Consider the following 11,971-nt stretch of genomic DNA (forward strand, 5'->3'; position numbering starts at 1 on the left):
TCCGGGCACGCATGGACGTCACGGTGCGGGGCAACCGGCCCCCATGAGAGCAGCGACCTGCGCCGTGGTCCTCGCGCTCGCCGTGTCCCTCGCGGCCTGCGGCGACCACTCCGGCTCCGCCGCCAGGGCCGACGGGCCCGCGTCGGCCGTCACCCGGCTCGTGGTGACGACGGACAACGGCCTGCGGCTGCGCCCTGCCGGCGGCGACGACGTCTCCGTCGACCGCCGGGTCGGCCATCACTGGTCGCACCGCGACGGCACGTGGGTCCTCGACCTGAGCTGCGGATCGGACTGTCCCCGGATGCCGCGGATCGGCGTACCGCACGACACGGCGGTCACCGTCGTCGCCCGCAACGCCGGCATCGACGCGGCGGGCGTCCCCGGCGCCCTGGACCTGACGACCGTCAACGGCGATGTGACGGTGGCGGATTCGGGCGCCGCGGACGCGCCCGCGCGGCTCGTCACCCGCAACAGCTCCGTGCGCGCGACACAGCTGCGGGCCCGCTCGGTCTCCGCCGGGACGGTCAACGGTGACCTCACCCTGGACTGCGCGACGGCGCCCCGCCGCGTCACCGCGCGGACGGTCAACGGCTCGGTGTCCACGGTGGTGCCGCACGGGGCCGCGCCCTACCGGGTCACCGCGACGACGGACAACGGCCGGCCGTACGTCATGGTGCCCACGACCGGCGCCCCGGCCGATCGCGCCCTGCACCTCACCACGGTCAACGGAGATGTACGGGCCCGCCGGAACTGACGCAGCCCCCCGCATTGTCGGTGGCCTGTGCAATCATGCGCCGACAAGAAGCGGGGCCGGGCCTGGGGAGAGGCCGGCCCCAGTCGAAACGGCCAGGAGCGCAGAGCGTGAACCCGGGTGGGGATCAAGGCGGTTCGTCCATATCGGACGAGGACTGGGAGCGGTTTCTCAGAGAATCGGAGGAGGGGGTGCGGGACGCCCCCAAGGAGCCCTCGGCGCGGGCACGCATGGTGACCCGACGGCTCAGGGAGCAGTCGGAGCCACCAGAGGGTTGGCGGGTGCACAGGCTGCCGCGCAGGAAGAAGCACTGGTACGTGGTCGGGCTGCTGGCCGCCGTCGTGGTCCTGGTCCTGGCACTGCAGCCGGGGCTCGTGCCCGGCTGGTTCGGCGACGACGACGCGGCGAACGCCGGCCGGGCCACGCTCGACGAGCCGTTCAGGGGCTCACCCGCAGCGTCCTGGGAGAACGGCGCGTCCGGTATCGACATCCCGCCTGCGGCGGCGTCCGGCTGGATGACGAAGGCGCAGGTGGCACTGGCGCTGGAGAAGACGCGGGATTTCCTCGTCTCGTCGAACCTCGACCCCGGTGTGCTGCGTGGTCAACGGCCCGACGACGCGATCGCGTACCTCGACCCGGACCAGGACGACATGCAGACCTTCGTGAAGAAGGCGTTCACGGAGCCCGGCAAGAGGTACGACGCGACGCTCCTGTTCAGCCGGTTCGACCCCGCCAGGACGCGGCTCGTCGGCGACGTGGTCAAGACCCGCTGCACCATGACGTACAAGGAGGGCGAGCGTCGCGCCGTCGACGTGAGCATCGATGTGACGTTCGTGTACCCGGTCGCATCGGCCGAGGAGGGCAGCGACGAGGTGACGCGCACCATCGTGCGCCGCGAGCTCGACATCAGCTGGGACGACGCGGCATGGGTGGGCAGGGACCCGACCACGTTCTCGGTGCGCAAGTACTACGTGGACTCGACCAACGCGGGCTGCGACGTCCACAACGGCTACCTCACCCCGGACTTCGAGAACACGGAGGACCCGGACGGCCCCGCCGTCGACCCGTACGACCGCGACGAGCCGATCAGCGGGGCCGGGAACGGAAAGTGCGGCACGGCGGTCCGGTCCTGAACCCGCTCACGCCCGCGCCAGCACCACCGCCGCGTTGTGCCCGCCGAACCCGAACGACGTACTGACCGCGACGGACGAGGTGAGGGTGCGGGCCGTGGTCGTGACCGCGTCGATGTCGAGGGCCGGGTCGGGGTCGGTGAGGCCCGCGACCGGTGGCACGACGTCGTCACGCAGGGCCAGCACCGTCAGGGCCGCCTCGATGACGCCGGCCGCGCCGAGGGTGTGGCCGAGGGTGCCCTTGGCGGAGGTGATGGGCGGGCGGTGCGGAAGGACGCGGGCGAGCAGTCCGGCCTCCATCGCGTCGCCGCGCGGGGTCGAGGTGCCGTGCGCGTTGACGTGGTCGACGTCGTACACGGTCAGATCCGCGTCGGCGAGCGCGGCGCGCAGCGCCCGCTCGGCCTGGCGTGCCTCGGGGTGCGGGGCGACGAGGTGGTGGGCGTCGCTGCTCGCGCCGTAGCCGGCGAGGTGGGCCAGGCGGGGCGCCCGGCGGGCGGCCGCGTGCTCGGCCCGCTCCAGTACGAGCGCGCCCGCTCCTTCGGCGATGACGAAGCCGTCGCGGGCCCGGTCGAAGGGGCGTGACGCGGTGTCGGACAGGGCGCCCAGCTGGGCGAAGCCGGTGACGATGAGCGGCGTCACGGAGGTCTCGGCGGCGCAGACCACGGCGATGTCGCACTGCCCGGAGGCGAGCAGGTCGCGGGCGGCGCCGATGGCGGTGGCGCCCGACGCGCAGGCGGTGGAGACGGCGAAGGTGGGCCCGGTGGCGTTGAGGTGCAGGGCGACGGTGGCGCACACCATGTTGGGCAGATAGCCGGTGAGGAAGTACGGGGAGACGGACCCGGGCCCGTCCTCGGCCAGCCGCCGGGCGGCCGTCTGCTGGGCCTGCGTGCCGCCGGCGCCGACCCCGGCGACGACGGCGACGCGGGTGCCGTCCCACTCGGCCGGGTCGAGCTTGGCCCGGTCGAGCGCCTCGGTGACGGCGGCGAGCCCCATCCGCACGCTCGGGTCGAGGTGCGCGACCCCGCGCTGGCGCAGCGGGAGTTCGGCCGCTCCCTCGACGCGGCAGCTCAGGGTGACGGGCAGGCCGGACAGCTGCGCGTCGCGGGCGGCGCAGGCGCGGCCCGCGCGGACGGCGGCCCAGGTGGTGTCCGCGTCGCGGCCCGCCGGGGTGACGAGGCCGAGTCCGGTGACGGTGACGGAGGTGTCCCGGCGGCTCACCGGGTCCGCCGGGCGTCGACGCGGGCCGTGAACTCGGCGAGGCCCAGCTCCCGCAGCTCCGCCTCGGTGACGGTGACGCCGAGGTCGTCCTTGAGGGAGATGGCCATCTCGACGACCATCAGCGAGTCGACGAGCAGGTCCGTCATCAGGGCGTCGTCGCTCAGGCCGGCCGGATCGACCTCGAACTTGTCGATCAGCAGGCCGGTGATCAGTTCCGCGGTGGGGCGCAGGGATGATGTGGTCATACTGGAAGAAACCACCCCAACAGCATCTTTAGCCTTGCGGTACGTCATTTTCAGCAGAAAGTGGGATTCCGTGACATGGGAATCCGACCTGGCCGACACACTGCTCGGGCTGCTGGCCGACGACTACTTCCGTGTGGAGGTGTCCGGAACCGAGCACATCCCGCGGACCGGCCCCGCGCTCCTCGCGGCCAATCACTCCGGCGCCTGGGGCCTGGACGGGTTCGTGCTGCACAAGGTGCTGCTGCGACAGCTGGGTCGCCCGGTGCGGGTCTACGCGTCCGAACTCGTGCTGCGGACGCCGGTGCTCGCCGCGTACGCCCGGGACCACGGCGTCGTCACCGACGATCCGACGCTGGGCCGCGACCTGCTTGCCGCGGGCGAGCTCGTCGCCCTGTTCCCCGAGGGGTTCGCCGGGGTCGGCAAGGACTTCTCGCAGCGGTACCGGCTGCGGCCCTTCGGCCCCGGGTTCGCGACAACGGCGGTGCTCACGGGGGCGCCGGTGGTGCCGGTGTCGATCGTGGGGGCCGAGGAGACGTATCCGAAGCTCGGTGAGATCGGGGCGCTCGCCCGCCGGTTCGGGCTGCCGTACTTCCCCGTGACCACTCCGGTGCCGCTGCCCGCCAAGTGGTACATCAGCGTCGGCGAGCCGATCCACGCCCCGGCCGCGGCCCGCACCGCCTCGTTCGCCGAGCGGTCGGCGGCGACGCGACGGCTGTGCGACGAGGTCTGGTTCACGGTGCAGGGCATGGTCGACCGGGACCGGGAGCGCCGTACGACGCCGTTCTGGTGACGCCGACGAGGCGGCCGACGGGGCAGCCGACACGTCAGCCGGCGAGCCAGTCCGCCGCCCGGCGCGCGTCGGCGGCGGCCCGCGCGCACCGCTCCGCATGGGCGAGCAGGGTCATCCGGCACCGCTCGCCGAAGGCGTCGTGGTTGAAGCCGGGCTGCCGGGCGAACTCGGCGAGCCTGCGCCCGTGCTCCTCCAGGCGCCGCGCGGAGGCGGCGGCGAGCCCGGCGTAGTGGGCGGCGCTCCGCCCGGCCGGGGGTGCCTGCTGCACGTTCGAGTCGTCCGGTACGTGCGTGTCGGCGCCGGTGTTGGCGAGCGCGAGGCGCAGGGATCCCGGGGGCAGTTCGGCGGGCGGCGCGTCGGGGTCGAGGCGCGGTTCGAGCAGCAGCGGCGTGGTGTCCCGGGTCAGGGCGCGGACGAACTCGGTCGCGGCGCGGGCGGCGAGCCGGGCCACGGCGCAGGTCTGCGGCGCGGCGCACAGCGACGCCGCCGGGTCTTCGCCCGCGTCGCCGAACACGTCCCCGCCGTCGAGGTCGCGCAACCAGGCGGTGGCGCACAGGATCTCGGTCCCGGCCTCGACGGTCATGCCGTCCAGGACGAAGGGGGCCCGCACCCGGTGGACGGTGGCGGGCAGCGGCGGATAGCGGCGCAGCGCCGTGGCCACACAGCTCTCGGCGCTCCCGGTACTGTCCGTGCTCCCGGTACTGTCCGTGCTCTCGGGGCTCTCGGTGCTCTCGGTGCCGGGTCCGCAGGCCAGCAGGGCCAGGGCCTGCGCCGCCGTGTCGGTGAGGGCGCGGGTGACGGTCTCCAGAGCGTGCACGACGACCGTCTCCGTGACCGGGAGGGACGCGATGTACGGGGCGATCCGGCGGCTCAACGCGGCCTGGCGCGCGGCGAGTTCGGCGTCGTCGGCGGCGCGGGCGGTGGCGTCGAGGATGTCGCTGACGAGGGTGTCGGCGGCGGCCGCGTCGCCGAGCACCACGCGCCGGGCGAGCCGGCGGGCGGCGGCGCACCAGTCGGCCCGGTCGAGGGTGGCGTCGCCCCGCCGGGCCGCGAGCAGCCCGGCCGCCTCCGCGTCGGCGGCGTGGCGCACGCGGCCGTCCAACGACTCGACGGACACCGGGAGTCGGGCGTGCGGCGCCAGCCGCAGCCGGCCGCCCTGATCGGTCAGCGCGGTGACCTCGCCCAGGGCGCCGGCCTCGTCGGCGGCGGCGATCAGGGCGGTCGCGTCGTCGTGGTCCAGCGGCATCAGGAAGGTGCCGAACGCGGTGCGCAGCCGGGTCGGCCGCCCGGAGGCGGTGCGCCGCACCTGCGCGAGGATCTGCCGGGTGAGCTCCTGCCGCGTGAAGGGCCTGAGCCCCAGGGCGCGCGCCGGAGCGTCGATCCAGGGCGTGCGCCGGGCGGCGAGGGCGGCGCTGACGAGGACGCTCTCCAGCGGCCACGCGGTCGCGGGCCGGGCGTCGGTGACCGCGGTCGCGGTCGTCGTGGTGTCGCTGGCATTCATGGCCGTACTCCGTACAACTCGCTCGGGGGAATGGTCACTTGTCGCGCAGCTGGTAGGGCTGGTTGGCGACGATCTCGCCCTCGTAGGCCGTGATGAGCGCGTTGACGCGGTCGCGGTACGCGCTCTGGCTGTCGCTCAGGCTGTCGGCGTAGGCCTGCGGGGCGTGCGAGAGCGGGTAGTCGTACGTCTCGTCGGTCCAGGCCAGCTCGATCCAGCTCTCGGGAATGTCGTTGGCCGATGCGGGCCCGCGTCCGTCGAGGCCCGGGATGACGTCGTGCTCGTTGACGAGGCTGACGACCTGGGTCGTGGGGTCGGCGGGGCGTTTGTTGTCGATGGGCGAGCCGACGGTGATCACGTGGGTGAGCCGGTACGTCGACACGAAGTCCAGGTCGCAGGCGAGGTTGATGGCGGTGATGCCGCCGAGACTGTGTCCGACGATCATCACCTCGGCGCCCTCGGGCACGCCCGCGCGCAGCAGCATCTGCCGCACGGACCGGGTGTAGGTGGTGTCGGTGCGCAGGCACCCGTCGAACGCGCCGACGACGTCCTGCGGTGTGCTGTTGCTGAGCCGGCCGAAGCTGGTGCCCGGCAGCAGCACGGCGTACCGCTCGGTGCCGTCGGCGCAGGCGATGCGGCGCAGCAGGGCGAGGCCGTGGTTGCCGAGGGCGGAGATGTCGTCGATGTAGCGCACGATGTCGTTGCCGGAGCGGGTGAGCACCCGCTCCAGGAGCGGGTCGGGCTCGGCGCGCTCGGCGCTGCCGCGGCCCGGGTTGAGGTGCCGGATGAACCCGGCGGGCAGGCCGACGAAGGGATCGGTGGTGGGCACGCCGCCGGCCAGCGTGACCCAGGCGAAGCCGTCGTTGGTGGGGTTCTCGTCGAGCAGCCCGTTCAGCGCGAGCAGTTCCATGAGTACGGGGCTGACGGTGGTGAGGGTGCGGGTGACGCCGAGCAGATCGGTCAGCTCCCGCACGGCGCGCAGCGCTTCGACCCTGCGGCCCGCGACGACGGCGTCGGTGAACCGCTTGGCGAGCGGCGCGGCCAGATTGGGGTGGGCGCGGGCCGCGGCCTCGATGCGCAGCGCGAACGCGTCGACCGCCATCGCCACGGCGGCCGGCCTGCGCCGCGCCATGGCGCCCACGGAGCGGACGGTCTCGCCGACGAGGCCGCCGTTGACGGCGAGGCCCAGGCCCGCCGGGTCGGTCAGCGCGCGGGCCGCCGACACGGCGGTGCCGAACGCCCAGCCGGGCCGGCGCACCGCCTGCAGCCCGACCCGCCAGCTGGCCCAGGCCGCGGTCAGTTCGGCGCCGGTCCTGCGGGCCGCGAGCGCCGCGTCGGCGAGCAGCACGGAGGCCTCGATCAGCAGCGCGGGGTCGGTCCCTTCGGCCGGTCGCGCGGGCGCCGTCGGCTCGACGGCGACGTCGGTTGTCGGGGCTGCCATGACGGCCACCTCGTCCCTGTGCGTAGTGCGTGGAGCTGTCCACCGCGGAAGGTCCGGAGCGATGCCGGAGCGGTTCCGGAACGATGCCGGAGCGGTTCCGAAGCGATGCCGGAGCGGTTCCGGAGCGGTTCCGGGGCACCCAGGCACGTCCCGTTACGTGCCGGTACGTGCCGGTACGTGCCGGTACGTGTCGACACGGTCCGTGCCGCGCACCCCGCCACCCCCAGCAGTACAACCGGGCCGGCGCCGTGCGGCAGGATCATGGCGGCCGGTCGGGTGAATCACGCAGCGTGTACGCGTGCCAGGCCGCCGGGTGCCGCGGCCCGCGACCAGCATCTCCGGAGTGATCATCGGACGACCTGGCCGTATCCGTACGGGCCGCGCACCGGCCCGCGGCATCCTGCTGGGCCTGCTGCTCTGCGCCGTCTGCTGGTCCTCGGTGGCCCCGACGTCCGCCGACGGCTCGGGGACGCGCGGGCTCGCCCTCGATGTCACGGTCAACACCCGCCCGGGGCTCGGCGCGCTGCGCCCCGGGATCCGCACCGGCGGCGTCGTCGTGAAGACGTACCGGCTGACCAACCGGAGCGGCGCCGACCTCTACGCGATCCGCGTCCGGGACCCCGCGCTGCCGGGCGCCCGGATCCGCTGCGCCGGCGGGGGCGACCGGGTGCCGCGCCTGACGGGGCTGCGTTCGGCGCGCTGCACGGCGACCGGCCGGGCCCGCCCCGGCACGTGGGTCGGCGAGGCGACGGCCGCCGGACGGCAGCCGTATCTGCGGGCCACCGTGCGGGCGAGCGCGCGCTCCGGGTACGCGGGGGTGGGCGCCGCGCTGGCCCTCGTCCAGACCGCGCGGGTGACGGGGCCCGGCCGCGCCGTGGTCCGGTACGCCGTCACCAACACCGGCAACCGGGACGTCCTGCGGGTCCGGGTCGGTGACGCGGCGCTCACCCCGGCCCGGATCGCCTGTGCGGGCGGGTCGCCGGTCGTGGCCCGGATCGCGCCGGGGGCGACGGCCGTGTGCGCCGCCGAGGTGCGGCGCGCGCCCGGCACCTACACCGGCCGGGGCCGCGCCGAGGGCACCGACGGGCTGCGCACGCTCGGTCCCCGGGGCGGTCGGCTCGCGCCGCCGCGGCTGACGGCCGACGCCTCGGCGCGCTTCACCCTGCCCGGGCCGACGCACCACACCACTCCCCCCTCGCCCCGGCCGCCCCAGCCGTCCCGGCCGTCGCCCGCGGTGGTGGCGCCGGTGCCGCCCGGCGCGTTCGACGTGCCGCCCGAGGCGCTGGACGAACCGGCGGACGTGCCGGCGGACGTGCCGCCGGTGCCCCCGGGCCCCGTCCCGCCCGCCGCCGCGCTACTGGCCGCCGTCCCGCCGCCGCCGGGCATCGCGGCACCGGGCATCGCGCCGCCGGGTGTCGCGCCGCCGGACGCCGTTCAGCGGCCGCGGGCCCCGGCCGTGCCCCGGCCGCCCGCCGCCCGCCGGCAACAGGCCCGCCCCCAGGGCTCCTTGCTCCGCCGCTTCGTCCGGCAGGACCACACGCCGACCGGCCTGGGGCTGCTGACCGCGCTGTTCCTCGTACTGCTGCCGGCCGCCCTCGCGGCGGTCCTGCTCGGCTCCCGCAGAAACTGACCGCCCCACCACACCGGACCGGGACCCCCGATGATCGAAAGCCTCGCCATCGTCCTGGGCGTCGCGCTGCTCGCCGCCGCGATCGTCCTGCTCAAGCACCGCTACTGGCCACTGGGCCCGGACGACGAACCGCGGGAGGACGTCGCCGAGTACATCTCGATGATGGTCGGCGTGCTCTACGCGCTCGTGCTCGGCCTCGCCCTCGTCTCGGTGTGGGACACCCACTCCAGCGCCGACGACCACGTGGCGTCCGAGGCCGGCGCCGCGCACCAGATCCATCTGCTCGCGGCGGGCCTGCCCGCCGTGCAGGCCGAGCGGATGCGCGCGGGCGTCGAGACGTACGTACGCCATGTCGTCGACACCGAATGGCCCGCGCTGTCCGCCGGGTCCGGGCCCGACCAGGCGGGCTGGCAGCTGCTGGACCGGGTGCGGTCGACGGCCCAGGTGCCCGACGACGCGACGCCCGCCCAGCAGGCCACCGTGCAGGAGACGCTGGCGCAGCTGAGCACGCTCGACGAGGCGCGGCGCGGGCGGGAGACGGACGCCGGGGAGCGGCTCTCGCCGGTGATCTGGTTCGGCCTGATCGTGGGCGGGTTCCTCACGGTGGCCTTCATGTTCATGTTCGGCGTGACGCGGAGCTTCACGCACGTGGTGATGGTGATGGGCCTGTCCGCGCTGATCACGTTCACGGTGCTGCTGATCTACCAGCTGAACACGCCGTTCAGCGGCATGTTCGCCGTCGGACCCGACGCGTTCACGCGGTACTTCTGACCGGCGGGCCCGTCAGCCCCACAGCGCCTGCGCGAGGGCCGCGCCGACGAACGCGGATCCCAGGCCCGCCGCCACCGTGCCGAGCACGTTGACCGCCGCGTAGAAGCGGGCGCCCGTCTCCGCGAGCCGCAGGGTCTCGTACGAGAACGTCGAGTACGTCGTCAGCGCGCCGCACAGACCGGTGCCGAGCAGCAGCTGGACCTGCGAGGAGGCCGCGCCCGCCGCGACCGCACCGGTGACCAGGCCGAGGATCAGGGAGCCGACGACGTTCACCGCGAACGTGCCCCAGGGGAAGACCGAGTCGTGGCGCGCCTGCACCGTGCGGTCGGTGAGATAGCGCAGCGGGGCGCCGACCATGGCGCCCGCGATCACAAGAAGCCAGTTCACGCCTCGGCGTCCCCCTGGTCCGCCCGGTCGGCCCGGTCTGCCTTGTCCCGTCCCACGTACCGGATGACCTCGCAGTCGTCGAGGATCACCAGGCCCTCGGTGACCAGTTCGTCGAGCTGCGGCAGGAACGCCCGTACGCGCTCCTCCTCGTCGACGATCACGATCGCCACCGGCAGATCCTCGCTGAGCGACAGGAGCCGGTGGGTGTGGATCAGCGAGGTCGCGCCGAAGCCCTCGATGCCGCGGAAGACGGAGGCGCCGGCAAGGCCCGCGCGGTGGGCGCGGCGCACGATCTCCGCGTACAGCGGTTTGTGCTGCCAGGTGTCGTTCTCGCCGATGAAGACGGTGACGCGCAGGGCCGATCCGGTGAGCCGGCGGCTCTCTCGTGTGCTCATCGCTGCCTCCCTCGGCTGCTGCGGCGTTCGATGACACGGCGGGTCAGGCGCGCCGCCGTCCAGACGGCCGCGAGGGCCACGCACACGGTCAGCGCGAGATAGCCGAGCGCGGTGCGGGCGTGCCCGCCGTCGGTCAGTGTCCTGATGTCCACGGCGTACGTCGAGAAGGTGGTGAAGCCGCCGAGGACGCCGGTGCCGAAGAACGGGCGGACCAGATGGTGGGCCGCCCACACCTCCGTGATGACGACCATGAAGACGCCTATGACGGCGCAGCCCACCGCGTTGACGCACAGGGTCGTCCACGGGAAGGCGCCGGGTGCGGTGGGCCACAGGAGCGCGGCGCCGTAGCGCGCCGACGCGCCGGCCGCGCCGCCCACCGAGACGGCCGCGATCACCGGTGCCTGGCCCCGCCACTGCTCACGACGGCGCGCGGCGGGGCGGGCCGCCGCGGCCGGGGCCGTCTCTACGGGTTCGTCGAGCATGTACGTGCGGGCCTTCTTCACGAGCGGGGGCCGGACGAGCCTATCCCGCCCCCTCGCCCGTGTCCTTGCGCGGGGGCGCCGGCCGGGGCGTCGTCCCACCGCGGCGGGGCGGGCGCGGGCGCCGGTCGGGGCGCCGCCAGCCCTGTCCGATGTCCCGTGCGCCGGGCCCCGCCGCGCCCGGTACCCCGCGCCCCACGCTTCCCCCGCCCCAACGGCCCATGGTCGATCACGCCCCGTCCCCCGTGCCGGAAAGCTGTGACTCTATGACCGTTCGTCAAAAACCGACAGCGGGTTCACAGTCGGGGGCGATCATGGATGAAGCACGGAAGATGCGGGCTGCACGGGCCGTCGCCCGCGTCACTGTGCGTAGCCGGTTTCAGGGGATCAGTTCCTCGACGGCCCGCTGCACCTCGGCCAGTTCCGCGGCGCCCAGGCGCGGCCACCCGAGCCCGTGCACGAGTGCGGACGTGACGGCCGGACGGCTGTCGCGGGCCCGGGCGTCGCCCCACTGGAAGCGGCGGGACAGCAGATGGGTGACCGCGTACCCGAGGACGGCCGAGCGCAGGGCGTCGGCGGCCACCTCGGCGGGCAGGGTCGGATGGCTGAAGTCGCCCTCGCGCAGGGTGCGCCGGGCGACGGAGGCGACGATCTGCGCGATCTGCCCGTCGACCAGGAAGCGCCGCTCCAGGCGCTCCCCGCTGGCGGCCGCGGCGACGGCGTCGGTCAGCGCGGTGACGCTGGACTCGAAGAGCGCGGGCTGGGTCTCGGCGTGCCGCATCGCCGCGAACGCGAGCCCGTACAGTGCCCGCACCCCGCTCCAGGGCAGGTCGGCGACGGCCTGGAAGGTGCGGGACTGGCGGCGGGTGCTCTCCGTCGCCAGTTCCACGAGGAGGTCCTCGCGACACGTGAAGTGGTTGTAGACGGTGCCTTTGGAGTAGCCGGCCTCCTGGGCGAGCCGTCCGAGGGTGAGCTGGTGCAGTCCGTCCCGGGCGATCACGTCGAGGGCGGTGCGCAGCAGCAGCCGCTCACGCTCCGCCACCTCGAAGGCCTTGCGCTGTGCGGTCCGCATGGCATCACACCGTCTGACGTGTGGTCAAAGTCCGGTCCGCTGTCATGAGTCGACCGGCCGAAAGACGCGCGTCCGGGCCGCCCTCGCGAGCCGCCCGTGCGGCGTGGCGCGCACGGGGCGACGTCCGGCACAGACGTGCCGCGCCCACGGCCGATTCCGGTCGT

The 11,971-nt window shown here is 74.5% G+C and carries 13 protein-coding genes; 5 read left to right on the top strand and 8 right to left on the bottom strand.

Annotated features, from left to right (window positions below):
- Positions 1-43 precede the first annotated feature (43 nt).
- Entirely contained in the window at positions 44-754 is a 711-nt protein-coding gene (locus J3486_RS09205) for a DUF4097 family beta strand repeat-containing protein (RefSeq protein ID WP_207819655.1), read from the top strand.
- A gap of 278 nt (positions 755-1,032) precedes the next feature.
- The gene (locus J3486_RS09210; RefSeq protein ID WP_307804745.1) at positions 1,033-1,884 is read left to right on the top strand and encodes a hypothetical protein; all 852 of its coding nucleotides are present in this window, start codon (positions 1,033-1,035) and stop codon (positions 1,882-1,884) included.
- A 6-nt stretch (positions 1,885-1,890) separates the two neighbouring features.
- Here J3486_RS09210 and J3486_RS09215 read toward each other — a convergent pair whose 3' ends face one another.
- Together J3486_RS09215 and J3486_RS09220 are read right to left on the bottom strand one after the other, a co-directional pair.
- Positions 1,891-3,099, bottom strand: coding sequence for a beta-ketoacyl synthase (locus tag J3486_RS09215; protein WP_207819657.1), 1,209 nt, complete (start codon positions 3,097-3,099; stop codon positions 1,891-1,893).
- Positions 3,096-3,344 (bottom strand): acyl carrier protein, encoded by a 249-nt coding sequence (locus tag J3486_RS09220; RefSeq protein ID WP_207819658.1) that lies wholly within the window; start codon positions 3,342-3,344, stop codon positions 3,096-3,098. The genes J3486_RS09215 and J3486_RS09220 overlap by 4 nt, the downstream gene beginning before the upstream one ends.
- A 70-nt stretch (positions 3,345-3,414) precedes the next feature.
- Here J3486_RS09220 and J3486_RS09225 point away from each other — a divergent pair, with 70 nt between their 5' ends.
- Positions 3,415-4,134 (top strand): lysophospholipid acyltransferase family protein, encoded by a 720-nt coding sequence (locus J3486_RS09225; RefSeq protein WP_207819659.1) that lies wholly within the window; start codon positions 3,415-3,417, stop codon positions 4,132-4,134.
- Positions 4,135-4,168: 34 nt separating this feature from the next.
- Here J3486_RS09225 and J3486_RS09230 read toward each other — a convergent pair whose 3' ends face one another.
- On the bottom strand, positions 4,169-5,635 hold the full coding sequence (locus J3486_RS09230) for a hypothetical protein (protein WP_207819660.1): 1,467 nt from the start codon (positions 5,633-5,635) through the stop codon (positions 4,169-4,171).
- Between the two features lie 34 nt (positions 5,636-5,669).
- A complete protein-coding gene (locus J3486_RS09235) occupies positions 5,670-7,073 on the bottom strand; it encodes a hypothetical protein (protein ID WP_207819661.1) in 1,404 nt (467 codons plus the stop codon).
- Between the two features lie 343 nt (positions 7,074-7,416).
- Here J3486_RS09235 and J3486_RS09240 point away from each other — a divergent pair, with 343 nt between their 5' ends.
- Entirely contained in the window at positions 7,417-8,703 is a 1,287-nt protein-coding gene (locus tag J3486_RS09240; protein WP_207819662.1) for a hypothetical protein, read from the top strand.
- 30 nt (positions 8,704-8,733) lie between these two features.
- Positions 8,734-9,474, top strand: coding sequence for a DUF4239 domain-containing protein (locus J3486_RS09245; protein ID WP_207819663.1), 741 nt, complete (start codon positions 8,734-8,736; stop codon positions 9,472-9,474).
- A gap of 12 nt (positions 9,475-9,486) precedes the next feature.
- Here J3486_RS09245 and crcB (J3486_RS09250) read toward each other — a convergent pair whose 3' ends face one another.
- The 4 genes from crcB (J3486_RS09250) to J3486_RS09265 all read right to left on the bottom strand — a co-directional run bounded on the left by crcB (J3486_RS09250) (position 9,487) and on the right by J3486_RS09265 (position 11,807).
- Entirely contained in the window at positions 9,487-9,861 is a 375-nt protein-coding gene (gene crcB / locus J3486_RS09250) for a fluoride efflux transporter CrcB (protein ID WP_207819664.1), read from the bottom strand.
- Positions 9,858-10,256, bottom strand: a complete 399-nt coding sequence (locus J3486_RS09255; protein ID WP_207819665.1) for a DUF190 domain-containing protein — start codon at positions 10,254-10,256, stop codon at positions 9,858-9,860. The genes crcB (J3486_RS09250) and J3486_RS09255 overlap by 4 nt, the downstream gene beginning before the upstream one ends.
- The gene (crcB, locus tag J3486_RS09260) at positions 10,253-10,738 is read right to left on the bottom strand and encodes a fluoride efflux transporter CrcB (RefSeq protein ID WP_207819666.1); all 486 of its coding nucleotides are present in this window, start codon (positions 10,736-10,738) and stop codon (positions 10,253-10,255) included. Before crcB (J3486_RS09260) ends, J3486_RS09255 begins: the two co-directional genes overlap by 4 nt.
- A gap of 376 nt (positions 10,739-11,114) precedes the next feature.
- On the bottom strand, positions 11,115-11,807 hold the full coding sequence (locus J3486_RS09265) for a TetR/AcrR family transcriptional regulator (protein WP_207819667.1): 693 nt from the start codon (positions 11,805-11,807) through the stop codon (positions 11,115-11,117).
- Between the last annotated feature and the right edge of the window lie 164 nt (positions 11,808-11,971).

This window comes from Streptomyces sp. VRA16 Mangrove soil (genome assembly GCF_017377775.1).
Taxonomy (GTDB): Bacteria; Actinomycetota; Actinomycetes; order Streptomycetales; family Streptomycetaceae; genus Streptomyces.

Bases quoted from the DNA above. Each gene is read 5' to 3' on its own strand.
- J3486_RS09235 (WP_207819661.1), bottom strand. From the start codon at position 7,073: ATGGCAGCCCCGACAACCGACGTCGCCGTCGAGCCGACGGCGCCCGCG.
- J3486_RS09255 (WP_207819665.1), bottom strand. From the start codon at position 10,256: ATGAGCACACGAGAGAGCCGCCGGCTCACCGGATCGGCCCTGCGCGTC.
- J3486_RS09245 (WP_207819663.1), top strand. From the start codon at position 8,734: ATGATCGAAAGCCTCGCCATCGTCCTGGGCGTCGCGCTGCTCGCCGCC.
- J3486_RS09265 (WP_207819667.1), bottom strand. From the start codon at position 11,807: ATGCGGACCGCACAGCGCAAGGCCTTCGAGGTGGCGGAGCGTGAGCGG.
- crcB (WP_207819666.1), bottom strand. From the start codon at position 10,738: ATGCTCGACGAACCCGTAGAGACGGCCCCGGCCGCGGCGGCCCGCCCC.
- J3486_RS09205 (WP_207819655.1), top strand. From the start codon at position 44: ATGAGAGCAGCGACCTGCGCCGTGGTCCTCGCGCTCGCCGTGTCCCTC.
- J3486_RS09220 (WP_207819658.1), bottom strand. From the start codon at position 3,344: ATGACCACATCATCCCTGCGCCCCACCGCGGAACTGATCACCGGCCTG.
- J3486_RS09230 (WP_207819660.1), bottom strand. From the start codon at position 5,635: ATGAATGCCAGCGACACCACGACGACCGCGACCGCGGTCACCGACGCC.